The 25029-nt window shown below is 45.2% G+C and carries 25 protein-coding genes; 7 read left to right on the plus strand and 18 right to left on the minus strand.

From position 1 onward, the window contains the following. Positions 1–6: 6 nt before the first annotated feature. The 4 genes from arcA to aspA all read right to left on the minus strand — a co-directional run bounded on the left by arcA (position 7) and on the right by aspA (position 6946). Positions 7–1230, minus strand: a complete 1224-nt coding sequence (gene arcA / locus BCV39_RS05255; protein ID WP_017062724.1) for an arginine deiminase — start codon at positions 1228–1230, stop codon at positions 7–9. 817 nt (positions 1231–2047) lie between these two features. Further along, complete coding sequence (locus BCV39_RS05265; RefSeq protein ID WP_048659196.1) at positions 2048–3496, minus strand: YfcC family protein; 1449 nt, start codon at positions 3494–3496, stop codon at positions 2048–2050. A 510-nt stretch (positions 3497–4006) separates the two neighbouring features. Next, complete coding sequence (locus tag BCV39_RS05270; protein WP_102433323.1) at positions 4007–5314, minus strand: anaerobic C4-dicarboxylate transporter; 1308 nt, start codon at positions 5312–5314, stop codon at positions 4007–4009. Positions 5315–5494: 180 nt separating this feature from the next. Continuing rightward, on the minus strand, positions 5495–6946 hold the full coding sequence (gene aspA, locus BCV39_RS05275) for an aspartate ammonia-lyase (RefSeq protein ID WP_102433322.1): 1452 nt from the start codon (positions 6944–6946) through the stop codon (positions 5495–5497). Between the two features lie 284 nt (positions 6947–7230). On the opposite strand from aspA, the gene BCV39_RS05280 reads away from it, so the two are divergent. Next, positions 7231–7755: an FxsA family protein gene (locus BCV39_RS05280; RefSeq protein ID WP_076656755.1), complete on the plus strand. Its 525-nt coding sequence runs from the start codon at positions 7231–7233 to the stop codon at positions 7753–7755. A 143-nt stretch (positions 7756–7898) separates the two neighbouring features. Here BCV39_RS05280 and trmL read toward each other — a convergent pair whose 3' ends face one another. The 4 genes from trmL to BCV39_RS05300 all read right to left on the minus strand — a co-directional run bounded on the left by trmL (position 7899) and on the right by BCV39_RS05300 (position 11218). After that, positions 7899–8378, minus strand: coding sequence for a tRNA (uridine(34)/cytosine(34)/5-carboxymethylaminomethyluridine(34)-2'-O)-methyltransferase TrmL (gene trmL / locus BCV39_RS05285; RefSeq protein WP_009844716.1), 480 nt, complete (start codon positions 8376–8378; stop codon positions 7899–7901). 77 nt (positions 8379–8455) lie between these two features. Beyond that, positions 8456–9073 (minus strand): superoxide dismutase, encoded by a 618-nt coding sequence (locus tag BCV39_RS05290; protein ID WP_102433321.1) that lies wholly within the window; start codon positions 9071–9073, stop codon positions 8456–8458. Positions 9074–9149: 76 nt separating this feature from the next. Further along, complete coding sequence (gene cpxA, locus BCV39_RS05295; protein ID WP_102433320.1) at positions 9150–10529, minus strand: envelope stress sensor histidine kinase CpxA; 1380 nt, start codon at positions 10527–10529, stop codon at positions 9150–9152. Further along, positions 10529–11218, minus strand: a complete 690-nt coding sequence (locus tag BCV39_RS05300; RefSeq protein WP_048659190.1) for a response regulator — start codon at positions 11216–11218, stop codon at positions 10529–10531. The genes cpxA and BCV39_RS05300 overlap by 1 nt, the downstream gene beginning before the upstream one ends. 187 nt (positions 11219–11405) lie before the next feature. Here BCV39_RS05300 and BCV39_RS05305 point away from each other — a divergent pair, with 187 nt between their 5' ends. The 3 genes from BCV39_RS05305 to pfkA all read left to right on the plus strand — a co-directional run bounded on the left by BCV39_RS05305 (position 11406) and on the right by pfkA (position 14268). Beyond that, positions 11406–11915 carry a CpxP family protein gene (locus BCV39_RS05305; protein ID WP_102433319.1) on the plus strand — a complete coding sequence of 170 codons (510 nt, stop codon included), beginning with the start codon at positions 11406–11408 and terminating at the stop codon, positions 11913–11915. Positions 11916–12079: 164 nt separating this feature from the next. Continuing rightward, complete coding sequence (gene fieF, locus BCV39_RS05310; RefSeq protein ID WP_102433326.1) at positions 12080–12988, plus strand: CDF family cation-efflux transporter FieF; 909 nt, start codon at positions 12080–12082, stop codon at positions 12986–12988. 317 nt (positions 12989–13305) lie between these two features. Then, a complete protein-coding gene (gene pfkA, locus BCV39_RS05315) occupies positions 13306–14268 on the plus strand; it encodes a 6-phosphofructokinase (RefSeq protein ID WP_017061160.1) in 963 nt (320 codons plus the stop codon). A gap of 150 nt (positions 14269–14418) precedes the next feature. Here the strand turns inward: pfkA and tpiA are convergent, their stop codons facing one another. After that, positions 14419–15189, minus strand: coding sequence for a triose-phosphate isomerase (tpiA, locus tag BCV39_RS05320; protein WP_017061158.1), 771 nt, complete (start codon positions 15187–15189; stop codon positions 14419–14421). Positions 15190–15438: 249 nt separating this feature from the next. On the opposite strand from tpiA, the gene BCV39_RS05325 reads away from it, so the two are divergent. Beyond that, positions 15439–15786, plus strand: coding sequence for a 5-carboxymethyl-2-hydroxymuconate isomerase (locus BCV39_RS05325; protein ID WP_017061157.1), 348 nt, complete (start codon positions 15439–15441; stop codon positions 15784–15786). Positions 15787–15831: 45 nt separating this feature from the next. After that, positions 15832–16260 (plus strand): DUF805 domain-containing protein, encoded by a 429-nt coding sequence (locus tag BCV39_RS05330; RefSeq protein ID WP_048659188.1) that lies wholly within the window; start codon positions 15832–15834, stop codon positions 16258–16260. A 54-nt stretch (positions 16261–16314) separates the two neighbouring features. On the opposite strand, the gene BCV39_RS05335 is transcribed toward BCV39_RS05330, so the two are convergent. The 3 genes from BCV39_RS05335 to glpX form a co-directional block, all read right to left on the minus strand. After that, positions 16315–16662, minus strand: coding sequence for a DUF3135 domain-containing protein (locus BCV39_RS05335; RefSeq protein ID WP_102433318.1), 348 nt, complete (start codon positions 16660–16662; stop codon positions 16315–16317). Between the two features lie 122 nt (positions 16663–16784). After that, entirely contained in the window at positions 16785–17405 is a 621-nt protein-coding gene (locus BCV39_RS05340; RefSeq protein WP_102433317.1) for a metalloregulator ArsR/SmtB family transcription factor, read from the minus strand. A 199-nt stretch (positions 17406–17604) separates the two neighbouring features. Then, entirely contained in the window at positions 17605–18612 is a 1008-nt protein-coding gene (glpX, locus tag BCV39_RS05345; RefSeq protein WP_048659185.1) for a class II fructose-bisphosphatase, read from the minus strand. A 324-nt stretch (positions 18613–18936) separates the two neighbouring features. Between glpX and zapB the strand changes: the two genes are divergently transcribed. After that, positions 18937–19179: a cell division protein ZapB gene (gene zapB, locus BCV39_RS05350; protein WP_008219652.1), complete on the plus strand. Its 243-nt coding sequence runs from the start codon at positions 18937–18939 to the stop codon at positions 19177–19179. Positions 19180–19289: 110 nt separating this feature from the next. On the opposite strand, the gene rraA is transcribed toward zapB, so the two are convergent. The 6 genes from rraA to cytR all read right to left on the minus strand — a co-directional run bounded on the left by rraA (position 19290) and on the right by cytR (position 24792). Beyond that, on the minus strand, positions 19290–19808 hold the full coding sequence (rraA, locus tag BCV39_RS05355; protein WP_102433316.1) for a ribonuclease E activity regulator RraA: 519 nt from the start codon (positions 19806–19808) through the stop codon (positions 19290–19292). 73 nt (positions 19809–19881) lie between these two features. Beyond that, complete coding sequence (locus tag BCV39_RS05360) at positions 19882–20799, minus strand: 1,4-dihydroxy-2-naphthoate polyprenyltransferase (RefSeq protein WP_048659183.1); 918 nt, start codon at positions 20797–20799, stop codon at positions 19882–19884. A gap of 155 nt (positions 20800–20954) precedes the next feature. After that, positions 20955–22295: an HslU--HslV peptidase ATPase subunit gene (gene hslU, locus BCV39_RS05365; RefSeq protein WP_048605412.1), complete on the minus strand. Its 1341-nt coding sequence runs from the start codon at positions 22293–22295 to the stop codon at positions 20955–20957. A 58-nt stretch (positions 22296–22353) separates the two neighbouring features. Then, complete coding sequence (gene hslV / locus BCV39_RS05370; protein ID WP_004729692.1) at positions 22354–22902, minus strand: ATP-dependent protease subunit HslV; 549 nt, start codon at positions 22900–22902, stop codon at positions 22354–22356. Positions 22903–23125: 223 nt separating this feature from the next. After that, positions 23126–23665: an SPOR domain-containing protein gene (locus BCV39_RS05375; RefSeq protein ID WP_029405385.1), complete on the minus strand. Its 540-nt coding sequence runs from the start codon at positions 23663–23665 to the stop codon at positions 23126–23128. Between the two features lie 122 nt (positions 23666–23787). Further along, the gene (gene cytR, locus BCV39_RS05380) at positions 23788–24792 is read right to left on the minus strand and encodes a DNA-binding transcriptional regulator CytR (protein ID WP_048659182.1); all 1005 of its coding nucleotides are present in this window, start codon (positions 24790–24792) and stop codon (positions 23788–23790) included. Positions 24793–25029 lie beyond the last annotated feature (237 nt).

Consider the following 25029-nt stretch of genomic DNA (forward strand, 5'->3'; position numbering starts at 1 on the left):
TAGTGATTAGATACCATCACGCTCAATTGGGCAGCTCATGCAGCGTGCGCCACCGCGACCGCGGCCAAGTTCATCGCCTGGAATCGGAAGAACTGTGATGCCTGCTTTGTCGTATTTTTCATTGGTGTATGTGTTGCCTTCGTAGCCAATCACGACGCCAGGTTTAACCGTTAGAACGTTGTTTGCATCGTTCCACTGCTCACGTTCTGCATGGAAGTTGTCACCACCAGTCGTGATTAGGTTTAACTTGTCTACGCCCAATGCTTTTTCGATAGCCGTTACGAAGTAGCCTTCCTCTTTCACTTTTACCGCACCAGACTCATCGCCAGTTAAGTTCCAGCACTGAACGTCTTTACTCACCACTTCAGGGTAAACAGAGAACGTATCTTCGTTCATGTGCGTCATAACGGTGTCTAAGTGCATGCAAGAGCGGTGTTTTGGTAGCTGCATTGCGATAACTTGTTTCGCTTGACCGTGTTTGAATAGGCTAGATGCTAAGTGCTCAACACCTTGTGCTGTTGTACGCTCAGACATACCGATAAGCACTGTGCCACGACCGATAACAAGAACGTCACCGCCTTCAATCGTTGAGTTGTCGTAGCTGATGTTTTCTTCATCGCCGAAGTATTTGATGAAGTCTTGGCCTGCGAATGTTGGGTGCCAACGGTAAATAGCGCGAACGTGGTTGGTTTCACGTTGACGAGCAGGTTTCGCCATTGGGTTGATTGATACACCGCCATATACCCAACAAGATGTGTCACGAGTAAATAGGTGGTTTGGTAGAGGTTCGATAATGAAGTCAGTTGGTGCGTGCATGCCTTGCATCATTGAAGATGATTTCATTGGCATCTCAGCGTAAGACAGGCCGCCCGTTAGGATTTTTGCTAGCTCTAGGTTTGGTAAGTCGCCCAAGTAGCAGCGCACGTCGTTAGCAAAAGTTTTGCCTAAGCGGTAATCAGAAACTTGATGATTCAAAAGCCAATCTTTCGCTTCTGGCACGGCTAGCGTGTCCGCTAGTAAGTCAGTAAGAAGAAGAACTTCAACACCTTGATCACGTAGCGTTTGAGTAAATGCGTCATGCTCTTTACCTGCACGCTCAACAGCCAGTACGTCATCAAATAGTAAATCGTGACAGTTAGAGGGTGTTAGGTGAGTCAGTGCGCGTCTTGGACGGTGAACTAGAACGCGGCGTAATTGACCTATTTCAGAACCTACATAGAACTTACTCATGATCGTCTCTCTCTTATATATTTGAATTACTTTTATCGCTAAGAGTAATTATTTATTTTCAGTTGAGAAGAATGAATTATTTATTCATATCTCTTGTCTGGAATTAATATTACGCCTGCTAGTCAGGTATTCTTAGAGATCTATCACAAATCGTTTTTTATCCCTCAGCCCTTTAAAATTAAGGGTTTTAACAAACTTTATGCACTTTTAACTATTGGCTATCCCTTCTAAATAGTTAACTCTTTGGGAACATTATGCATACTTTTTTCACTCGTATTACTAGAGTGGTAATTACAGGGGTTTATATGCAAAATAATTTTATTGATAAGAATGAGCTTAAGGTGGAAGTATGCAATGTTAGTATTTATATATTTAATTTTGAATATGAAATTAATTATTCTTTAACAATTTAAATGCGAATAAAGCTATTGCGGTCACACTTTACAATCGAGTGTTTTAATCCGATTTTCTATGAAAATAGCTAATGCTTGTCCTTTGGTTATTACAGATTAATTTACTTTGAATATAATTAACTCTAATAAGTGACTAAGTATTTATCTAAATATAGTAGCGATGAATATTTGATTTTTAATTAACCTTAGTATCGATATTTAAAGGTTATCTTTGCTTTCTAGCAAGTGTCTCAGCTCGTTTAGGCTTTGCGGCTTTGATAGGTAGATAGATTAATAGAGTGGCTTTAAATGATGCGTGTGCAGCTTGTGAGGGTGTTTCGATGGAAGGGTTTTGTTGGTCATCGATAGTGACAAAAAAAGCCGCTAGAAAGCGGCTTTGAGTGAGAAAGTGAGGTGTGTAGGTTTTAGATAAGCGCACCAATACTCAGAACAATGATGCAGAACACCATCAAGATACCGACTAGTGGCATTACCCATTTAACCCAGCGTACATAAGGGACGCGAGCAATCGCCAAGCCACCCATCACCACCGCGGAGGTTGGCGTAATTAGGTTCACCAAGCCAGATGCTGATTGGTACGCAGTGATAACCAGGTCACGACCTACGCCAGCAAAGTCAGCCAGTGGTGCCATGATTGGCATGGTAAGTACCGCCAAGCCAGAGGTCGATGGAACTAAGAACGACAGTAGAATCTCTAAGAAGAACATCACGTTAATGAAGATAACCGAAGAAAGCCCCGTTACCATTTGTTCTGCAGAGAACAGAATGGTATCGGTGATCATACCGCGGTCCATCACCACTACGATACCACGTGCAATACCTATGATAAGCGCAACACCAAGTAGGTCACGGGCACCATCAATAAAGCTGGTGGTAAACTCTTCTTCGCTCATACGAGCCACAATACCGACGATGATGGTTGCTGCTAAGAACATTGCAGAGATCTCTGCCATCCACCACCCAGCAACGGATACACCGTAAATCATTACCGCGAATGAACCACCAAAAATGGTCAGAATCAGTTTACGAGTTGCGGTGAATTCCAGTTTTTCGCCACTTGCGTTGCCAAGGAAGTGCGCTTTGTTCTCTTCGTATTTGTCGTACACAATGGATTTGCTTGGATCGGCTTGAACCATTCTTGCGTAGCGCATCACGTAGGCGACACAGATACCCCAACCAATAATCAACATCGCAATACGCAACACGATACCGTCGGTAAATGGAATGCCAGAGGCGTTGGCAGCGATCACGGTTGCGAATGGGTTAATGGTTGAACCTAGCACCCCAATCCCTGCGCCAAGTAGTACCGTCGCAGCAGCCACCAGAGGGTCAAAGCGAGCAGCCATCATTACAGGCACCAACAATGTATAGAATGGTAGTGATTCTTCCGCCATGCCGTAGACAGTACCGCCTGCGGCGAACAGTGCCATCAGTATTGGTATCATCAACTCTTCTCGCCCTTCTAATCGGGCGGTAACGCGTTCGATACCGGCATCAATCGCCCCCGTCTTAGTTACTAGTCCTAAGAAGCCACCAATGATTAGGATGAACAGCGAAACGTCGATTGCCGCAGCTTCATAGCTATTGTGGTCGTAGAAGCCGTCAATAGGCGCTAGCAGTACGTCAATCACGCCTTGAGGGTTACCTTCTACCGCTTGATAGGTTCCGGTTACGGGTACTTCTCGGCCTAGCTCTTCATTCATTGCTCGGTCGTATTGGCCTGCTGGAACAATCCAGGTAAGCAGAGCGACGAACGCTATCAGAATAAATAGAATGGTGTAGGCAGAAGGGAATTTAAAGTTGGCAAAGAAGCCGCCCTTTTTTTTCTCGCTTGGTATCGTTTGAGTTGTCATGGCTATCTCCTTACATCATCTTAAATAGAAGTGATGTGAATTAGCGACTAATGATTTATAGATTGTAAATACACGGACACTTATAAAGCACTCAACGATATAAAGTTGCTGACTTTAAATTAAGTTTGTTTTTATATTTACTAATCCAAATGAAGTTAGATTTAATTTAGCTGCGGTTATTTTATTCCTTACGTCAGTATTTAAGTTTGGTGCTGTTCACAAAAATAATCGCTAATGAATGGTCTGAAAAATGGCAGAAAAACGGCAAGGTTTTTTGGTTAGTTAGCTTGGATTAATATTCGCTATGGATTAAAGGAAAGCGAGGGGGGATTGATTTGATAGGTGTTGTTTCTAGTTGGGTTGAATAATCTTGGAATTTTATTCAAACTTTATTTTTAGGCGGTTTTTAAAGTTTATAATGGTTATTTGATGTGTATCAAACAACACGTTGAGTAGAAAATAAAAAAGGAAGCCGAAGCTTCCTTTTAAATGTTCAATCATCAGCGAATATTAGATAAACAGACCGCCGAACGCGAAGCCTAGTGCTACCGCTGTACTGATTGTTACCACACCTGGAATGAAGAATGGGTGGTTGAAAACGTAGTTACCGATACGCGTTGAGCCTGTGTCATCCATCTCAACCGCTGCTAGTAGCGTAGGGTAAGTTGGAAGTACGAACAGCGCACTTACCGCAGCAAAAGAAGCAACGGCTGTTAGTGGTGCTACGCCAATCGCTAGTGCTGCAGGCATCAGTGCAACCGTTGTTGCGCCTTGAGAGTAAAGCAGCATCGAAGCGAAGAACAGAACAAGAGCCAGCATCCATGGGTAGTCAGCCAGTAGAGCGCCTGCTACGTCTTTGATTTCAACAACGTGTGCGTTTACAAATGTTGAACCTAACCAAGCCACACCAAGTACACATACACATGCCGTCATACCAGAGCGGAATGTTGGCGCTGAAGAAATCTTAGCTGCATCAATCTTAGTGAACAGAACGATAGCCGCAGCTGCTGCCAGCATCACAGACATGATCGCTTCGTTACGACCTAGCGCAGGGTTTTCAATTAGACCAACAGAGCTAGAGATAGCTGCTGCGTAGCACACCACGAAACCAATCGCTGCTAGGAAGATGTACGTTGCTTTCTTCGCTGTTGGCAGAATTTCGCGTTTCTCTTCTGTTGCTAGTTTGATTAGACCTTTCTCTAGACGCTCTTGGTAAACAGGATCGTCTTTCAGCTCGCTACCCATGTAGTTAGCGACAACCGCGCCAACCATACAAGCGATGAAGGTTGTTGGGATACAAACCATCAGTAGCGTTAGATAATCAACACCGAACGGTGCCAGCATTGCCGCGAAAGCCACAACCGCTGCCGAGATTGGCGAAGCCGTGATAGCGATTTGAGAAGCGACAACTGCGATAGACAGTGGACGAGAAGGACGAACGCCTTGGCCTTTCGCTACTTCTGCGATAACAGGAAGTGTTGAGAATGCTGTGTGACCAGTACCCGCCATTAGCGTCATTACAAAGGTCACGATTGGCGCATAAAAGGTGATGCGTTCAGGGTGCTTACGCAAAAAGTTTTCTGCAATTTGCACCAACCAGTCCATACCGCCAGCAACCTGCATTGCAGCAATTGCGGTGATAACAGACATGATGATCAAGATTACGTCGATCGGGATGAAAGATTGGCTTGTTGGAACGCCAAGAATAAGTGAAAGGGCAATAACACCAGCACCACCGGCAAAACCGATACCGATACCGCCAATTCTGGCCCCCAAAAAGATAAAGAGCAGGACGACAAATAGTTCTACTGCAATCATAAGTAACACCTCATTTAGATTTTATTATGTGAACATTCGCCGCTGGAATGTTCACATAATAGTTCTATGGTTTAGGTTCAATTAAGCAAAAGTGCAACATACAGAAATCCACAAAATAAACATGGTTAACCGTATTGGAGCCTAAAAAAGGGCTCCGTTTGGAGCCCTTTCTCGCTAACTTTATTCGTAGCGCTTCGCTTTATACTGAGGATGCATCAAATTTTCAACAGAGAAAATGTCATCAAGCTCTTCTTCGCTCAATAAACCGCGCTCTAGAACCACATCACGCACGCTCTTACCTGTTTCTGCACAGATCTTACCAACAATGTCACCTTCGTGGTGGCCAATGTATGGGTTTAGGTAAGTTACGATACCGATAGAGTTAAATACGTGAGATTCACACACTTCTTTGTTCACAGTAATGCCGTCTACACACTTGTCGCGTAGGTTCACACATGCGTTTGTTAGGATGTCTAAAGACTCAAACATGCTTTGTGCGATAACAGGTTCCATTACGTTCAATTGAAGCTGACCGCCTTCTGCTGCGAAAGAAACCGTGTTGTCATTACCTAGAACTTTAAAGCAAACTTGGTTTACTACTTCAGGTACAACTGGGTTTACTTTAGCAGGCATGATTGAAGAGCCAGCTTGTAGTTCAGGTAGGTTCAGTTCGTTCAGGCCAGTACGTGGGCCAGAAGAAAGTAGACGTAAATCGTTACAGATCTTAGATAGCTTAACGGCTAGACGCTTAAGTGCGCCGTGCGTCATTACGTATGCGCCACAGTCAGACGTTGCTTCGATAAGATCTTCAGCCGCTACACACTCAAGGCCCGTTACTTCTGCTAGGTGTTTAACTGCTAGGCCTTGGTAGCCAGGAGCTGCATTCAGACCAGTACCGATAGCTGTTGCGCCTAGGTTAACTTCAAGCAGTAGCTTTGAGGTGTATTCTAGGTTTTTGATTTCTTCATTGATGGTTACAGCCCAAGCGTGAAACTCTTGGCCAACCGTCATTGGAACTGCATCTTGAAGTTGAGTACGACCCATCTTCAAAATGGTGTTGAATTCTTGGCTCTTAAGCTCGAATGCACCTTTTAGGTATTCAATCGCGTCGATCAGTTTTAGTACGCTGTTGTAAACAGAGATACGGAAGCCAGTTGGGTAAGCACAGTTTGTAGATTGGCTACGGTTTACATGGTCGTTCGGGTTGATGAACTCGTATTGGCCTTTTTCTTTGCCCATAAGCTCAAGTGCCACGTTCGCAACCACTTCGTTCGCGTTCATGTTTACAGAAGTACCAGCACCACCTTGGAAAACGTCTGATGGGAACTGATCCATGCACTTACCCGTGTCTAGAATTAGGTCACAAGCTTGGATGATGTATTTAGCCACTTCGCTAGGAATTACACCTAACTCTTTGTTTGCTAAAGCCGCAGCTTTCTTTGTCATCACCATACCGCGAACGAATTCAGGTACATCTGAGATCGTTACATTTGAGATGTTGAAGTTTTCAACTGCGCGTAGAGTGTGGATGCCGTAGTAAGCATCAGCCGGAACATGACGTTGACCTAAAAGATCTTCTTCGAGACGAGTAGCTTGAGGAGCATCAACTTGTGCTTCTGATAGAGTAGCCATAACAGGATCCTTAGAGAATTATTCTGATTATATAGTTAGTTATTAGCCTATTCTGTGTGCAAATACTCCGTTCGCTAGAATATTGGGCTGATAAATCCGTCCTGACTTATGTGGCACATGATACTGTACTTAGCGCATAAAAATATTAAGTTGATCACCTTTTTCGGTTTTGTTTCGTCAATATTTTGCAAAGTTATTCTCGGTCAATAAACACGCTTATTTACAGGATAAATTTGAGATTGATAGGGCTTTCAGCGTAAACTGAATGCAACAAAGGAGGGCGTGTGTTTCCTATCTTATTATTACTATTTATCTTCGTACCCATCATTGAGATTGGGCTATTTATTCAAGTTGGTGGCTTCTTAGGATTGTGGCCAACTATTGCGTTAGTGTTGATTACTGCATTTGTTGGTGCCTCACTGGTTCGTAGCCAAGGCATTCAGACACTTATGTCTGTACAAGGTCGATTACAACAAGGGGAAATGCCAGCACAACAGATTCTTGAAGGCGTGATGCTTGCGGTTGCAGGCGTATTGCTGCTGACTCCGGGCTTCATGACAGACGCGTTGGGTATGTTGGTGTTGCTACCAGCACCAAGAGCCATGATTGCCAAGAAAATGATGGAAAAAATGGTGGTTAAAAATATGTCTGGTGGTTTCCATACCGGTGGGCAAGCTGGCTTTGGTCAGAGTCCTTTTGGACAAGACCCATTCAATCGCGACCCATTTGACCAGTCAAAAGACGGCAACACCTTTGAAGGTGAGTTTGAGAAGAAAGACGACGACAACGATCGTAACCGATTAAACTAATTGATTTTTTCTCTTCTTATATAGAGGAAAAACAGAAAAGGCTCTTACCTTTATCCTTCGCAAGCAAGTGATAATGGTAAGAGCCTTTTTTATTGCGTGTTAGCGATCATTGGTAGCAGATAACCGCCCTAGTAAGCGATCGGTTATACCGCGCCTTCAAACCCCATTTGTCGCCACGCTTCAAAAGCAATAATCGCAACCGCGTTAGACAGGTTTAGGCTGCGTGCGTCTGGCATCATTGGAATGCGAATGCGTTGTTCCATTGGCATGCTTTCGATGAACTCAGCAGGCAGGCCGCGTGTCTCTGGGCCAAACATCAACACATCACCTTGTTGGAATTTTGCATCCACGTGGTGACCTGTGGTTTTCGTTGTGCAAGCAAAAATACGGAAGTCACCTTCGCGTTCATTTTCTAGATACTCAAGGAAGGCTTCTAGGTTCTTGTGACGCTTCACTCGCGCAAGGTCGTGGTAATCCAAGCCAGCACGACGAACTTTCTTCTCTTCAAAATCAAAGCCAAGCGGTTCAATCAGGTGCAGGTTTGCGCCGCAGTTAGCACATAGGCGGATGATGTTACCCGTATTGGGCGCAATTTCTGGTTCGTATAGAGCGATATCAAACATGTTGGTTCACAAGAATAATCAAAGATAGCCCGAGTATACGGTGGCAAGCTGAGTGAGTACAGTTCACCACCATTCGCTTACGCTTTATTCGTAAGTGCTTGTGCGTAGTTTTCAGATACGGCATTCCAATTCACCACATTCCACCATGCGTTGATGTAATCAGGGCGACGGTTTTGGTAGCTGATGTAGTAAGCGTGTTCCCAAACATCCAGCGCAAGAATTGGCTCACCATTGCTGGCGATGGTATCCATCCACGGGTTGTCTTGGTTTGAGGTTGAGATGATTTTCAGTTGTCCTTGTTCTACCACCAACCACGCAAAGCCTGAGCCGAAGGTATTGATTGCTGCTTGAGCGAACTGATCTTGGAACGTCTTGAAATCTCCGAATGTGCTCTTGATAGCATCACCAAGCTCGCCAGTCGGTTCACCACCGCCGTCTTGAGACATGCAGTTCCAATACAAGATGTGGTTGTAGTAGCCGCCACCATTGTTGCGAACGGCAGGGCTGTGCTGCGAGATGTTAGCGAAGATCTCAGTCAGAGATTGCTGTTCTAGTTCGCTGCCAGACACCGCCGCAACAAACTTATCGTAGTAGGTTCTGTGGTGCTTGCTGTAATGCACTTCCATCGTTTTAGCATCGATGTAAGGTTCTAGAGCATCGTAAGCGTAGGGTAGATCAGGGAAAGTGTGCGACATGGTAAATCCTCCATAATTAGAGGATTTACCATAATGATAATAGCAATCATTATCAACTGTGATCTTTGTGGGGGTATTACACCGGTAAGATAGGTAGGGTGATTTCGAGTTGTAACCCACCTAACTGGCTGCGGGTTGCTGTGATGGCTCCGCTGTGTTGGCGAATCGCACTCTCAGTAATGGTTAATCCAAGCCCTGTACCACCGGTATTACGATCACGGGCAGTAGAAACGCGATAGAAAGGTCTGAAAATAGAATCTAATTCATCATCAGGCACACCATCACCATTATCGTTGACGCAAATTGTTAGCTGATCTTGCACCACGTGGAACTGCACATCGACTTGGTCTTTGCCGTAGTAGATGGCATTACGCGTAATATTGTCTAGCGCACTCATCAGCAGCTTAGGGTTACCCGAAATAGAACGCTCGGGGATCTCCGAGAACGTCAGCTGTTTACCCATCTGTTCGGCTTCAAACTGTGCGTCTTTCAAGATCTCTTCCCATAGGCTCGAGATAGGCTGAACCTCACGAGTAATGTGACTGTCGACCTGCATACGAGATAGCGTCAGTAGCTCACTGATCATCTGTTCCAAACGCTGTGCTTCGGTGTCAATGCGTTCTAACTCTTGGCTCTCACCTTGTTTACGAATTGCCAAAGCATTGGCCATACGCAGACGAGTCAGTGGGGAGCGGAGCTCGTGTGAAATATCAGAGAGCAGTCGCTGTTGCCCCGAAATCATTTGGTTCACCGCTTCTACCATCTGGTTAAAGCTTTCACCTGCTTGTCTAAACTCTGAAGTGCCTTTTTCAAGTGTTGGATCGACTTCAAATTGACCTTTCGCTACGCGCTGAGCTGCGCGTTCGAGCCTGCGAGCAGGTTGGCTCAATGCCCAAGCTAACCATAATAATAGCGGGGTACTGGCTAACATCACGGCAAGCAAAAGCTGCAGAGGTTTATCAAACAGGCGTAACAAGAATGGCGGTGGTTGATTCCATTTCACTCCTGCGTACATCAGCAACTCTTCACCGGCAAGCGTAATAGGCACAGGCCCAGCCACCATGTAGTGCCCGTATAGCTTCTGCTTCGGCACTTCAGGGTTCTCAATTGAGGTCACAAAGTTTCGAATTGCCTTCAACTTGTAGTCTGAATGTCTCTTAGAGGTAAGGACTGCTCCTTCAAGGTCGGTTAAGTAGATGCGGGCGCGAGAATCCTTGCGGCTACGTGGTGCCTCAAGTTGGAACACAATTTTGCCCAGATTCGGTTCTTTGGCGTAGCGTTTCTCTGTGAATTTAGCGATACGCTCTAACTTATTGAGATGATCCGCGGGCACATCACGTGCTACACGTGGATCTAAATGGGGAAGTGACAGCACCGACAAAAGCACCAGTAACATGGTGAACCAAAAGATAGCAAAGATACGTCCATATAAGCTGGTGATTTTAGGGATACGCATTAATCTTCCTCTACCAATAAGTAACCACGGCCTCGTAAGGTTTTGATGCGAGATTTGCCGTCGCTGCGCTCAGGAATCTTTTTACGCAGATTGGAGATGTGCATATCAATTGCGCGGTCAAACGCCGCAAGCCTTTTACCTAACACATCTAGGCTCAATGCTTCTTTGGTGATCACTTGCCCTGGATTTTGGATAAGGTGACTCAGTAGTGCGAACTCGGTTGTGGTGAGGTCGATGAGCTGACCATTGCAGTAGGCTTCTTGTTTACCAGGGAAGACTTCGATGTCTTGATATTGAACCTTGTCACTGACCGCTTTAGGTGCAGTGGTGGTTTGAGTCCGACGCAAAATGGCACGAATACGCGCTAACAACTCTCTGTCACTGAAAGGCTTAGGTAGATAATCGTCTGCGCCAAGTTCAAGGCCAATTACACGGTCGATCTCTTCGCCTTTTGCGGTCAGCATCAGCACGGGCGTTTCCCAATTTTCTCTCAGTTTCTTTAGTGTCTCCATGCCATTAAGACGCGGCATCATCACATCCAAAAGAATCAGGTCAATCTCATCATTGATAGCTTCAAGTCCCGCATAGCCATCATTGGCTTCGGAAACAGTGAAGCCCTCAAAGCTCAGAATGTCTTTGAGTAAGCTGGTTAACTCGGTGTCGTCATCAATAAGAAGAATGTTCGCCATTGGGAAGCCTTAATCGGTTATCTGCTATTTACAGGTTAATAATACTGCTAATTATTCGTCAACTTTCACTCTTTACGATTCTTTACGCTTTCTAAACGTCACTTTACGAGGGAAAGACTAATCTATATTCAAGCGCTGAGAAACAGACGCAACACATGACTTATTATACCGAATTGAGGCAACAATTATGAAAATGACTAAGAAACTTGTACTAGCAGCTGCGGCACTTCCACTTATTTTTGGTACAGCAAGCGCATATGCTTACGGTGGTGGTGATAAAGGCGACCACAAAGGCATGCACGGTAAATGTGGCGGCTTCGATAAGAAAGTGATGCGTCAGCTAGACCTGACTGATGCTCAAAAAGCAGAACTAAAAGAGATGCGTGAAGCGAACCGCGCTGAGATGAAAGCAAAACACTCAGGCAATAAAGCTGACAAGATGACGAAAATGAAAGCGCATCAAGAGAAAGTTCAAGCATTGGTACTGGCTGACAACTTCGATGAAGCAGCTGCAAACGACCTAGCAAGCCAAATGGTTGAGAAGCAAACTGAGCGTCACGTAGCAATGCTTAAGAAACAACATCAAATGATGAGCGTACTAACACCTGAGCAAAAGACTCAACTGAAAGAAATCCAACAAGAGCGCATGACTAAGTGTGCTGACAAAATGGAAAAACGCATGAACAAAGACAAGTAATTCATTGCTTGAGAAATCAGCGTTGAATGAAAGTGTTTAGAAAGAAGCGGCCGTGTGCCGCTTTTTTTGATCCTTAAAAATGAATGTTTTACATCATGGCTGTCATATTCAATTGGTTGTTTGCAGGTTATACTTTGTGCTATCAGTCACTTTATAGCCAAGTTATGAAACAAGAATACGCACGTTTAGTTACGCTCGCCGCTTGGGCAGCCACAACCATAGCCACTATTTTATTGATAGTGAAAGTTGCAGCGTGGTGGGTGACAGGTTCTGTGAGTCTGTTGGCTTCCGTCGTGGACTCCATGCTTGATATCGCAGCCTCTGTCGTTAATCTTATCGTGGTTCGCTACTCTCTGCAGCCTGCCGACAAAGAGCACACCTTTGGTCATGGTAAGGCCGAATCCCTTGCTGCATTAGCGCAAGCGATGTTTATTTCAGGCTCAGCATGTTTCCTTATTCTCAATGGTATTGAGCGCTTCTTCCGACCTCATGAACTGAACTCTCCAGAAATTGGTATCTACGTCAGCCTGTTCGCGATAGTGATGACCTTTGGTCTGGTTCGCTTCCAAAAACATGTGGTCAACAAAACGGGTAGCCAAGCTATTGCAGCCGATTCATTGCATTATCAATCAGACCTTTATATGAACGCCGCGATTATGCTGGCACTGGCATTGAGTTGGTTTGGGCTTGGCCAAGCGGATTCTGTATTTGCGGTGGGTATCGGTATCTACATTCTGTACAGCGCTTATCAAATGGCGATGGAAGCGGTTCAGTCTCTGCTTGATCATAAGCTGCCGGATGAAGAGCTAAAGCAGATAAAAGAGACATCGTTGAGCATCGAAGGCGTGTTGGGTGTGCATCAATTACGAACGCGTCGTTCGGGGCCAATTCGCTTCATTCAACTGCATCTAGAATTAGAAGATAATATCCCACTTATTGAAGCGCATCGCATTTCAGACGAAGTAGAGGCTAAGCTTATCTCCGTGTTCCCTGATGCTGATGTATTAATTCACCAAGACCCGTATTCGGTCGTATTTGGACCAGAGAAGCAGCAGAAATTCCACTCGTGGTAATGCGTGCTAAAAATTAGCTGGCAAATGGTAAGTGGGTGGCTTTTGAACTAAAGTGAGTAAAAATTACTAACTCTTTGGTGATTCAAAAACCACCTTAGTAACAATTAATGTTGATTCTGATGTGAATCAACAAAGTTACTGAGTAAAACTGTAATACTCTTACAGAAGTAGAAATGTTACATAAATTTACGCGATTTAAGTGCTATTCCCTTTGAGGAAATGTAACATAAAGCACAAATACAGATTTAAAATCTTGTTGATATACAATCAGCAAGTACAAGAATTGAATAATAGATTCCCAAAAATCGAGGGTGAGCATGATTAAGAAGATCGGTGTTTTGACCAGTGGTGGTGACGCTCCAGGTATGAACGCAGCAGTTCGCGGCGTTGTTCGTACTGCGTTATCAGTTGGCATTGAAGTTTACGGCATTTACGACGGCTACCAAGGCCTTGTTGAAGACCGTATCGAAAAGCTTGACCGTTCAAGCGTATCTGACGTGATCAACCGTGGTGGTACTTTCTTAGGTTCTGCACGTTTCCCTGAGTTCAAAGACGTTGCTGTTCGTGAGAAAGGCATTGAGAACCTTAAGAAGCACGGTATCGAAGCACTTGTTGTTATCGGTGGTGACGGTTCTTACATGGGTGCTAAGAAACTGACTGAAATGGGTTACCCATGTATCGGTCTTCCAGGCACAATCGATAACGATATCGCGGGTACTGACTACACAATCGGCTACCTAACAGCGCTTAATACTGTTATTGATTCAATTGACCGTCTACGTGACACGTCTTCTTCTCACCAGCGTATTTCTATTGTTGAAATCATGGGCCGTCACTGTGGTGACCTTACGCTTATGTCAGCAATCGCGGGTGGTTGTGAGTACATCATTACTCCAGAGACTGGCCTAGATAAAGAACAGCTTATCAGCAACATCCAAGATGGTATTGCTAAAGGTAAGAAGCACGCAATCATCGCTCTAACTGAGCTAATGATGGATGCGAACGAACTGGCTAAAGAGATCGAATCTTCAACTGGTCGTGAAACTCGTGCAACGGTTCTTGGTCACATCCAACGTGGTGGTCGTCCTACTGCATTTGACCGTGTACTGGCTTCTCGCATGGGTAACTACGCTGTTCACCTTCTTCAAGAAGGTCACGGTGGTCGTTGTGTTGGTATCGAGAAAGAAGAACTTGTTCACCACGACATCATCGACTGTATCGAGAACATGCAGAACCCAGACCGTTCTGAACTGTTCCGCGTTGCAGAAGAGTTGTTCTAAGCCACGCTTAGCGTTTGCTTGAAGAATTTAAAAACCGCTGATTATTCAGCGGTTTTTTTGTGCCTGCCGTTTGAGGTTTCTGGAATGACAGGCAACAAAAAAGGCCAACCTAAGTTGACCTTTCATCTAATCTAAACGGTGAGGTTTAAATTAAGCTTTTGCTTCAGCTGCTGCTTTAGCGATAGCTGCGAAGCTTTTCGCGTCTAGAGCTGCGCCGCCAACTAGAGCACCGTCGATGTCTGGTTGTGCGAAGTAAGCTGCTGCGTTTTCTGGCTTAACAGAACCGCCGTATTGGATAACAACTTTCTTAGCAACTTCTTCAGATTTCTCTGCGATGTGTGCACGGATTTGAGCGTGGATGCGTTGTGCATCTTCAGCTGTAGCTGCTTTACCAGTACCGATAGCCCAGATTGGTTCGTAAGCGATGATAGCGCCTTCAAGAGCTTCTACACCTTGAGTGTTGATAACAGCGTCAAGTTGACGAGCACATACTGCAACAGTTTCGCCTGCTTCGTTTTGTGCTTCAGATTCACCGATACAAAGAACTGGAGTTAGGCCGTTCTCTTTTAGGAATGCGAATTTCTTAGCTACGAACTCATCTGATTCGTTGTGGTATTCACGACGCTCAGAGTGACCGATGATGATGTGAGATGCGCCGAACTCTTTAAGCATTGCTGGAGACATGTCGCCAGTGAATGCACCGCTGTTGTTTAGGTCAGAGTTTTGAGCACCTAGGATGATCGCGCTGCCAGCTTCAGTAAGCGTACGCTCAGCAAGATCAACGAAAAGTGCTGGTGGAGCAACTGCTACGTCTACGCCTGTTACGCCTTCAAGTTCAGCGTTAAGACCGTTTAGTAGATCAACAACCATTTCTTTGCTGCCGTTTAGTTTCCAGTTACCCATAACTACAGGATGACGCATAGGAATATCTCCAAAGTATTTAAATAAATCGAATGTAAAAAAGTAAACTTTATTACGAAATAATATAACAGATTAATATCAACAGATCATGACTGTGGTCATGACTTTCTTGGATCTTACTCAATGGTCAGAGTAGATTTTGAGCATATATCAGTGATCCGGCAGACAGAATAATAGCTAACTTCTCGGATTTTTCATCGTTAGTTGTTATTAAGGGACAAACGATTGCGTTAACAACAGGAAGTAACAATGCCGAATCTAGTTCTAGAGTACTCCAATTCAGTGGATGAGCGAGTAAATATCCAAGGCTTACTGGAAGACCTCCACCAAGTCGCACTTACATGCGGCTTGTTTGATGTGCCGTCGGTGAAGTCTCGTTCACTGCGTTGCCACAATTGGTTGGTCGGTGATGAGGAAGATAGTGTAGACTTTATTCATATCAGCTTTGAGTTACTTTCGGGACGAACGGAAGAGCAAAAGCGAGAATTGTCACGATCGTTAATGCAGATCCTGCAAGAGCAAGCGAGTCATGTAAGAAGCTTAACGGTGAACATTCGTGATATGGATAAAAGTTGCTTTCAAAAAGTAATAAACTAACCATTGCTGCTGACTTTTAGCGGCGTATAAATTTGAGTATTTAAGATGTCGATGAAAGATTTACTGCTCTCTTTCAAGGGGAGAATTGGTCGTAAGACTTACTGGATTTGGAATATTTTCTACTACATAGCGATTACTGGTTTTGCTTCTGGTATCTCTGTGTTGTTCCCTGCTTATTCGTATATCCTGCTACCAATCTTCCTATTGATGCTTGTGATCCCAGATCTTGCGGTCACCGCTAAGCGCTGGCACGACCGCAATAAGTCGAATTACTGGCTATTGCTAAATGTGCCGCTAGTACTGGGTCGTTTAGCTTCGCCAATGGCTGCGACTACGACAGAGCCGGTATCGCCAATTCATATGGCGGCAACCGTCGCGGCATTAGTGTGTGGCTTATGGATTCTGATTGAGTGTGGCTTGTTGAAGGGCACTGAAGGCCGTAATGACTACGGCGAAGACCCATGTAAATATTGATAGATAAGAAGGGAGCATTAGGCTCCCTTTTTTCTTTTTAATGCCTTGCTACTTTCAGTACATTTTAGGTTCGGTATTCGGCTTAAAAGGCACGACATTTTCAGGCAGAGATTCTTTAAAGCCGCTGCGCCCTTCGAGTGCATCTTGGAACTTACAGACCTGACAGCGCAACTCTTGCATGAGCACGACATTGGCATGATGTGGGTTTTTACAGCGACTAACCACTAAGTCGATGTGACTTTGTTGAGCGCGAAGCCTACCTTGCATGGTCTCTGAAGCCGAACAAATCATCTGTTCGCACATCTCGTGTTTGAATTGGTTGAATGCTTTAGGATCGCTTTTCGCGAGTTGGACAAGTTCGTCAAAGGGTGGCAGTTTTTGAGCGGGTTGAGGATGCGCCATCATTCCTTCCTTAGCATTAAGCGTGTTTCATATGCTATAAGCTTAAGAAAGAAATCTGTACAAATTTTAATCTATTTGTGTTTTCTCAATATTGAGACAGTATCAACCGTTTACCGTTACGATCAAAGTGCGGGTGTTAATGTGTAAGTACAGCGTCTCTCGCCAGCAATTATGTGCTCTGTACGGCTCACGTGACACTCACCTTTTAGTAACTCAGTAAACACATTGAGCTCAGATTGGCACAGGCTAGGGCAGCGAGTTGCAGCCTTGCAGATAGGGCAGTGGTTCTCAATCAAGATGTAGTGATCGTCATGCTCTTGAAGCTCTGCCATGTAGCCTTCGTCTTCACGAAGCTGAGTGAGTTTTTTAAGCTTGCTGATGAGTGAATCACAGTCAGACAGCGCAGTTTGATACTGCTTGAGTGTGTGTTGTTCACGCTCGGCCGCAACCTTAGCCAGCCCTTCTTTACCAAATAGATTCTCCACAGCATCAATCACTTGAATAGTGAGTTCACCATGTCGGTCTGTAAATTGGCTGTGGCCTTGTTGAGTCAGTGACCAGTGGCGAGTCGGGCGACCCACTTTCACTTTCACATCATGAAACGCAAGAATACCGTCATCTTCCAGGCTTTGCAGATGTTGCCTTGCACCCATTGTCGTCATGCCAAATTCTTCTGACAGTTGTTTCGCGGTTACCGCGCCTTGACGCTTAATGGTCTGTAAGATTTTGTCGCTTGTTTTCATACTATCCCTACCTCATGAACCTTACTATTATGAGGCAAGGTGTTTATAAAGCAAACCATTTACTATATTGATGATGATTTACTCTATAGCTCGCGTTTTACTCTATCGGCAGCCATGGTGAGATTCTGGTGCGCCAATAAAAACAAAAGGCTGATACTTGGTATCAGCCTTCGAATATTCTGTTTCACCGAGTTTAGGCTTACAGGATATGACCTACTACTTCTGGATCTTTACGCTCTAGGTAGTGGATAGATTTGATACGGCGAATCGTACGGCAGCGGCCACGGATAAGCAGAGTTTCTGTTGTTGCGATATTACCCTGACGAGTAATGCCTTCTAGCAAATCACCCTTAGTGATGCCCGTTGCTGAGAATACAACGTTGTCGCTGCGAGCCATGTCTTCCATCTTCAACACGATACCCGCTGTTACGCCCATTTCAGCACAACGCTCAAGCTCAAGTTCACCGTGTTTACGGTTCTCTGCTGTGTCGCCTTTCACTTCGTGGCGAGGCAGTAGACGACCGTGCATATCACCATCAAGTGCGCGAATTACCGCGGCAGAAACCACACCTTCAGGTGCGCCGCCGATGCAGTACATGACGTCCACTTCGCTGTCTGGCATACACGTTAAGATAGAAGCCGCAACATCACCGTCTGGCACAGCGAATACACGAACGCCCATAGCTTGCATGTCGGCGATGACTTGATCATGACGAGGCTTAGCCAGTGTGGTTACGACTAGAGTATCGAGTGTTTTACCTAACGCTTTAGCGATGTTTTCTAGGTTTTCTGTTAATGGTAGTTCTAGGTCAATCACACCTTTAGCACCTGGGCCTACAACCAACTTCTCCATGTACATATCAGGTGCTTTAAGGAAGCTGCCTTTTTCGCCTGCAGCCAATACAGCCAATGCATTTGATTGGCCCATTGCTGTCATGCGTGTCCCTTCAATTGGGTCAACTGCGATGTCGACAGCATCGCCGCCCACACCTACGTTTTCGCCGATGTACAGCATAGGTGCATCATCGATTTCACCTTCGCCGATAACGATCTCACCGCTAATTTCAGTTTTGTTTAATAGGCTACGCATTACTTCTACAGCAGCGCCATCTGCAGCGTTTTTATCGCCACGGCCAAGCCACTTGTAACCAGCTAGTGCTGCACCTTCTGTGACACGAGAGAATGACATTGCTAAATCGCGTTTCATGCGGACTCCAAAATTTTCAAAGGGGGAATAGAAATTTCGCGGCGAATTTTACCATATCCAAAAGGAAACGTTTGCCTTTTTGTTTTTTGGAGATTGCTCTCGATCAATTCGCAGTGGAAAACAGTTATTATTCATCAAAATAATCGGTTTGCCGTTGTGGCGCTAATCGTTCACGTCAATATTCGGTAAAAAGCGCTGTTTTTTTCATCGAATGGCGCAAAATATCGAATATATTGAGTGTTTATCCTTGCTCTGCTGAGTAGAATGGGGAAATAAGTGGAGTGAACCTTCACCATCAAACGGATAACTTAAAGGTAGGCCAGAATGTCTTTTGAAGTACTAGAGCAGCTAGAAGCAAAAATTCAAACAGCAGTAGATACAATTGCACTTCTTCAAATGGAAGTGGAAGAGCTTAAAGAAGAGAAACAAGCACTAGCAACAGAAGCTGGTGAGCTTAAAGCAAGCCGTCACGAACTAGAGCAAAAAACTCAGCAAATGCAGGAAGAGCATTCAGCATGGCAAGATCGCATCCGTAACCTTCTTGGTAAAATGGATGAAGTAGAGTAATCGACTCTTCAGATTTAAAAAAACGCCCGCTACTCAGTAGCGGGCGTTTTTGTTTGCGTTCTAATACTTCGTATTCTTATGCTTTGTTTTAGTATTCAAAGCCGAGTGAGTTACTCGACCTCTTCTTGCTCAACATCCAGATCGAGTTCTACATCTAGAGGTTCGGCTGAAAGAATGATACCGGTGTTGTCGGCGTAGAGGTAATCTTCTGGTAAGAAGGTCACGCTACCAAAGTTCACTGGAACGTCTAACTCACCGACACCCTCTTGGCTCGCACCAACGGGAATAGAAGCCAAGGCTTGGATGCCTAAGTTCATGTCTTCAAGCTCATCGACTTCACGAACACAGCCGTAAACCACAATACCTTCCCACTCATTGTCTTCGGCAAGTAGGGCAATCTCAGCATCAATCAGCGCTTTACGCAGCGAGCCACCACCGTCGATTAACAACACACGCCCCAGACCATCTTGCTCTAGTACAGAGCGAATCAAAGCGTTGTCTTCAAAACACTTTAATGTCGTGATCTGTCCTGCGAAGGATGCACGTCCACCGAAGTTGCTGAACATTGGTTCCACGACATCAACTTGATCCAAATATATGTCGCACAGTGCTGAAGTGTTGTATTCCATTCGTATACCTTTTGAACAATGAGCTTACTTTGAGTATATCGGTGCTTGATCCCTTTGCAATGATTAGTCTCATTTAACTCAATAGAGTTTGAGCTACGACAACCCCTGCAAACAATAGGTTAGTGACCAGTGAGCATTTCACAATCACTGGCATCATTGGTGCAATCTGCGCGGGTTTTTCGGTTTCCCAAACAGCTTTGCCATGTTTATAAACAATAATAATACTCAGTAAAAACGGCAGGCTGATCCAGGCTGGCTTTTCTTGAATCAGTAGGTAAATAGCGAAAGACGCAAGGGCGAGACCAAGCAAGGCGAAATGATAGTGCTTAGCTTTGCGCTGTCCTAGGCGAACTGCCATGGTACGTTTACCACATTCGCTGTCGTTTTCGATATCACGCATGTTGTTGATATTGAGTACCGCAACCGCCATCAGTCCGCAGCCCAGTGCGGGGAGAAACAGGCTTGGTTCAACATGGCCAGTGTGCAAGAAGTAAGTCCCCGATACACCTAACAAACCGAAGAAGATAAACACCGATAAGTCGCCAAGGCCGATATAGCCATAAGGTTTATTACCGACGGTGTAAGCGATGGCTGCAACAATGGCTAATACGCCTAATGCAATGAAAGATAAGATACTTTCAATCGAGGTTAAGGCGTGAAAAATAAGAATCAGCCCAGCGACCATGGTAAACACGATGTTGAGAATGATCGCTTGCTTCATGGTTTTCGCTGTTACCGCGCCAGATTGCATGGCGCGTGTTGGTCCCAGGCGATTTTCGTTGTCTGTGCCCTTAACTGCGTCGCCATAGTCATTGGCTAGGTTCGACAGTATCTGTAATAGGGTGGCGGTTAGAAAAGCCAGTAGTGCTATCGATAAAGAAAACTGACCGCCGGCGAACGCTAAACTACTTCCTGTAAGAATAGAGACGAGTGCAAGAGGCAGAGTTTTTGGTCGTGCGGCATCAAGCCAAATCAGTAGAGATTGTTTCATCGTAGGTCTATTTCTTTGTAAGTCTTCGTTTCAAACTGTGATTTGAGTATACGCCCATTTTTCGGGTAATAAAAAGCCCACTCGAAAGTGGGCCTTGAATTCGCTTATTAGCTGCTATTTCTTTGAGATAGAGCAATAAGTTGGAGTTTGGTGTGCTACAGGATGAAGCGACTTAAGTCTTCGTCCTCTACGAACTCACCAAGTTTCGACGTTACGTAAGCTTCATCAATAACAAGCTTGCTGCCAGCTTTGTCTGTTGCTTCGAATGAAATCTCATCCATTAGACGCTCCATTACCGTGTGTAGACGACGCGCACCGATGTTCTCAGTGGTTTCGTTTACGCGCCATGCTGCGTCCGCAATCTGGTTGATGCCATCTTCAGTGAACTCAATGCTCACATCTTCTGTTTTCATTAGGGCAATGTATTGCTCTGTTAGAGATGCTTTTGGTTCAGTCAGGATGCGTTTGAAGTCATGTGCTGATAGTGCTTCAAGTTCTACGCGGATTGGTAGACGACCTTGTAGTTCAGGGATCAGGTCAGATGGCTTAGCCACTTGGAATGCGCCTGATGTGATAAACAAGATGTGGTCAGTTTTAACCATGCCGTGCTTGGTTGATACTGTGCTGCCTTCGATAAGAGGCAGTAGGTCACGCTGAACACCTTCGCGAGATACGTCTGGGCCTGAGCTGTCGCCACGCTTACAGATTTTGTCGATCTCATCGATGAATACGATGCCGTTGTTTTCAGCGTTGAAGATCGCGTTCTCTTTTAGCTCTTCTTGGTTCACAAGCTTTGAAGCTTCTTCTTCCGTCAGTGCTTTGAATGCGTCTTTGATTTTCATCTTACGCTTTTTCTTGGTGTCGCCTGCTAGGTTTTGGAACATGCCTTGCAGCTGGTTTGTCATCTCTTCCATGCCTGGAGGTGACATGATTTCAACACCCATTTGCGGCGCGGCTACATCAACTTCGATCTCTTTGTCGTCTAGCTTACCTTCACGCAGTTTCTTGCGGAAAATCTGGCGAGTGTTTGAAGAGGTGGTGTCTTCTGTTGATTGCTCGTTCTGACCCCAAGCATCACGTGCTGGTGGTAGAAGGGCATCAAGAATGCGTTCTTCAGCTTGTTCTTCAGCGCGGTACTGTACTTTCTCCATCGCTTGTTGGTGTGTCATCTTGATTGCAACGTCCGTTAGATCACGGATGATGGTCTCAACTTCTTTACCAACGTAGCCAACTTCGGTGAACTTAGTCGCTTCTACCTTGATGAAAGGCGCGTTTGCTAATTTCGCTAGGCGGCGAGCAATTTCAGTTTTACCGACACCTGTTGGGCCAATCATTAGGATGTTCTTTGGTGATACTTCAACACGCAGGCTTTCTTCAAGCTGCATACGACGCCAGCGGTTACGCAGAGCGATAGCTACTGAACGCTTAGCGTTGTCTTGGCCGATAATGTGGCGATTGAGTTCGTGAACAATTTCGCGAGGAGTCATCTCAGACATGGTTTTTCCTTAATTCTTTAATCACTGTTGAATACAACGTTATTGATGGAAGCGGTCGTTACTCTGGCTTTGGCAGCTCAACGGTGCTTTCTAGTTCTTCAATAGTGTGGTGATGGTTGGTGAAGACACAGATGTCGCCCGCAATGTTCAGCGACTTTTCTGCGATTTCACGCGCATCTAAATCAGTATTTTCTAATAGTGCAGTAGCTGCTGCTTGAGCGAAGTTACCGCCCGAACCGATCGCAATCAGGTCGTTCTCAGGTTGAACGACGTCACCGTTACCTGTGATGATCAGTGAAGCGGTCTCATCCGCTACTGCTAACAGTGCTTCTAACTTACGTAGAGCACGGTCGCTACGCCAATCCTTCGCCAGCTCAACGGCAGCTTTGGTTAGGTGACCTTGGTGCATTTGCAGCTTGCTTTCAAATTTTTCGAATAGCGTGAAAGCATCAGCGGTACCGCCAGCAAAACCTGCCAGTACTTTGTTGTTGTATAGGCGACGTACTTTACGGGCATTGCCCTTCATTACAGTGTTGCCTAGAGATACTTGTCCATCACCCGCGATGACGACTTTATTATTACGACGTACAGATACAATGGTAGTCACGAGTAGGGCCTCTTAATATTTCTTATCTTTGGGTATAAAAAGTATATGAGGATGGCGCTCGGATAATTCAAGGAAGGGTGAGTGATGTCGTGCAAACTTATCGGCGGAAGTTGTAAGGAAATTTGGTTAAAGGGGAGGGGATAAAAGAAAACCTCCACAGTGGGAGGCTTTCGGTGTTTGGTTTTCGGCTTTTACTAAGACCGAGACTGCCGCTGAATCTAAATTACTCGGTGTCTTTCCAAATAGCACAAGGTTCGATTTTCGCTCGTTGCAGCTTATGGCGATCTCGCTCTGCGTCACGCTTCAACTTGTATGGACCTAGAACCACACGGTACCAGCTACTGCCATCTTTCTTGCGGATCTCACTCGAGATACCTTGGAAGGCTATATCCAACTTACGAGCTTCTGCCTGCGACGAGGTTTTGTAAGCGCCACACTGCATGATGTAAGGGATCTTCGAGATCTCTTGCTCTTTGGCTTTCACTTCGATTTCGCGGCTTGGCAGCGTTTCAACGTAGTCCCATTTCTCTTCAGGAGGCGGCGGAATCACTTTCGCTGGTTTTGGCTTAGGTTTTGGTTTGGTTACCACAGGAGCAGGTGCTGGCGGCTCAGGATCATTACTCAATAGGTAAAGTCCGTAACCAAAACCACCGGCAAGGAGGATCGCCAAAAGACCACTGCGCCAAGGTTTACGGCGAGGAGCTTGTTTTTTGGTCGGCTTTTTCGTACCACGACCGCGCTTTACATAATCTCTATTAGCCACAAGACATTTCAATAGTTGCTGATTCTGCCCTCATGGTAATCCAGATTGCGCGAGGATAATAGTACAGAAATGGAAGCGGCACATCAAAATGTGCCGCAGATTTGTAAGGGTATTTTTGAAGGTTACATACGAGGTGGTGCTGTACTGCCTCGAACCACTAATTTAGCTTCAAGTAGACGCGAACCTGCTTGCACATCGTTGCCTTTCAGTAGATCAAGCATCATCAACATCGCTTGGCGTCCAATCTCATAACGAGGTTGAGAAATGGTGGTTAGCGGAGGATCGCAGTATTGAGCGAATTGGATGTCATCAAAGCCGACAATCGATAGGTCTTGAGGAACGCGTAAGCCCAGCTTCTTCGCTTCTTGAATCGCGCCAATGGCCATCGCGTCGTTATGACAGAAGATAGCTGTAGGCTGTTCAGGAAGTGCCAACAATTGACGAACCGCTTGAGCACCGGCTTCAAAAGTAAAGTCGCCGACGGTGCTATAGGCAGGGTTCATTGATACTCCAGCGCGACGCAGCGCTTGTTGATAGCCTTGTTGGCGGAACTTACACAGCGTTGCCGATACTGGCCCTGATATTTGAGCGATACGCTTATGACCTAACTGAGCTAAGTAGTTCACCGCTTCAAATGCAGAGGTCAGGTTATCGATGTGTACGGTAGGCAGTTCAAGCTCAGGGGCAAACTCACACGCCATCACCATTGGTGGTAAATTCTTTTGTTCAGATTTACTGACATCAAATGGATGGTCAGTGCCAAGCAATAGCATACCGTCAGCTTGTTTGGTGAAAACTAAGTTAACAAATGAAGACTCACGCTTCTTTTGTTGGCCGCTATCACCCAGTAAGACAAGGTAGTCATTTTCTACTGCGGCATCTTCGATACCACGAATGATCTCGGCGAAATAAGGGTCACAGATATCAGGAACGATAGTGATGATGGTTTTTGATTCGTTGCGACGTAAGTTTCTAGCTAATGTATTGGGTGAGTATCCAGCTTCAAGTACTGCTGTTTCCACTCGTTTACGAGTCGAAACTGAGACTTTCTCAGGGTTCATCAATGCACGTGATACCGTGGCTGTTGAGACGCCTGCTAGCTGGGCAACATCCTTCATTGTCGCCATAAATTAAACCCTCTTTTAAGTTCCTTTGTCGCCTAAGTATCTAAGGCGTGAATAATAAATGTAATCGAATAGATATTATGAAAGTGTTGCTAACACTTTTTTTATTGCAATATTTTATTCGTTTAATCCGTGTAAAGTTACGGCTAGATTAACAAAAATCACATGACTCGTGTGAACTTGCTCACGAGAAATATGAAATATTTGTGAACAAACTTATCATTAGTTTTAACCCGAAGG

Origin of the sequence: Vibrio sp. 10N.286.55.E10 (genome assembly GCF_002872555.1) — a bacterium.
Taxonomy (GTDB): Bacteria; Pseudomonadota; Gammaproteobacteria; order Enterobacterales; family Vibrionaceae; genus Vibrio; species Vibrio crassostreae.

Excerpts from the sequence above, each read along its gene's own strand:
- BCV39_RS05290 (WP_102433321.1), bottom strand. The coding sequence starts at position 9,073 with ATGTCGCACACTTTCCCTGATCTACCCTACGCTTACGATGCTCTAGAA.
- BCV39_RS05330 (WP_048659188.1), top strand. The coding sequence starts at position 15,832 with ATGTCGATGAAAGATTTACTGCTCTCTTTCAAGGGGAGAATTGGTCGT.
- hslU (WP_048605412.1), bottom strand. The coding sequence starts at position 22,295 with ATGTCTGAGATGACTCCTCGCGAAATTGTTCACGAACTCAATCGCCAC.
- glpX (WP_048659185.1), bottom strand. The coding sequence starts at position 18,612 with ATGAAACGCGATTTAGCAATGTCATTCTCTCGTGTCACAGAAGGTGCA.
- BCV39_RS05340 (WP_102433317.1), bottom strand. The coding sequence starts at position 17,405 with ATGAAAACAAGCGACAAAATCTTACAGACCATTAAGCGTCAAGGCGCG.
- BCV39_RS05305 (WP_102433319.1), top strand. The coding sequence starts at position 11,406 with ATGAAAATGACTAAGAAACTTGTACTAGCAGCTGCGGCACTTCCACTT.
- fieF (WP_102433326.1), top strand. The coding sequence starts at position 12,080 with ATGAAACAAGAATACGCACGTTTAGTTACGCTCGCCGCTTGGGCAGCC.
- aspA (WP_102433322.1), bottom strand. The coding sequence starts at position 6,946 with ATGGCTACTCTATCAGAAGCACAAGTTGATGCTCCTCAAGCTACTCGT.
- BCV39_RS05360 (WP_048659183.1), bottom strand. The coding sequence starts at position 20,799 with ATGAAACAATCTCTACTGATTTGGCTTGATGCCGCACGACCAAAAACT.
- cytR (WP_048659182.1), bottom strand. The coding sequence starts at position 24,792 with ATGGCGACAATGAAGGATGTTGCCCAGCTAGCAGGCGTCTCAACAGCC.
- BCV39_RS05335 (WP_102433318.1), bottom strand. The coding sequence starts at position 16,662 with ATGGCGCATCCTCAACCCGCTCAAAAACTGCCACCCTTTGACGAACTT.
- tpiA (WP_017061158.1), bottom strand. The coding sequence starts at position 15,189 with ATGCGTCATCCTGTAGTTATGGGTAACTGGAAACTAAACGGCAGCAAA.
- BCV39_RS05300 (WP_048659190.1), bottom strand. The coding sequence starts at position 11,218 with ATGGCGAACATTCTTCTTATTGATGACGACACCGAGTTAACCAGCTTA.
- cpxA (WP_102433320.1), bottom strand. The coding sequence starts at position 10,529 with ATGCGTATCCCTAAAATCACCAGCTTATATGGACGTATCTTTGCTATC.
- rraA (WP_102433316.1), bottom strand. The coding sequence starts at position 19,808 with ATGGAATACAACACTTCAGCACTGTGCGACATATATTTGGATCAAGTT.
- BCV39_RS05265 (WP_048659196.1), bottom strand. The coding sequence starts at position 3,496 with ATGACAACTCAAACGATACCAAGCGAGAAAAAAAAGGGCGGCTTCTTT.
- zapB (WP_008219652.1), top strand. The coding sequence starts at position 18,937 with ATGTCTTTTGAAGTACTAGAGCAGCTAGAAGCAAAAATTCAAACAGCA.
- pfkA (WP_017061160.1), top strand. The coding sequence starts at position 13,306 with ATGATTAAGAAGATCGGTGTTTTGACCAGTGGTGGTGACGCTCCAGGT.
- trmL (WP_009844716.1), bottom strand. The coding sequence starts at position 8,378 with ATGTTTGATATCGCTCTATACGAACCAGAAATTGCGCCCAATACGGGT.
- BCV39_RS05270 (WP_102433323.1), bottom strand. The coding sequence starts at position 5,314 with ATGATTGCAGTAGAACTATTTGTCGTCCTGCTCTTTATCTTTTTGGGG.
- BCV39_RS05325 (WP_017061157.1), top strand. The coding sequence starts at position 15,439 with ATGCCGAATCTAGTTCTAGAGTACTCCAATTCAGTGGATGAGCGAGTA.
- arcA (WP_017062724.1), bottom strand. The coding sequence starts at position 1,230 with ATGAGTAAGTTCTATGTAGGTTCTGAAATAGGTCAATTACGCCGCGTT.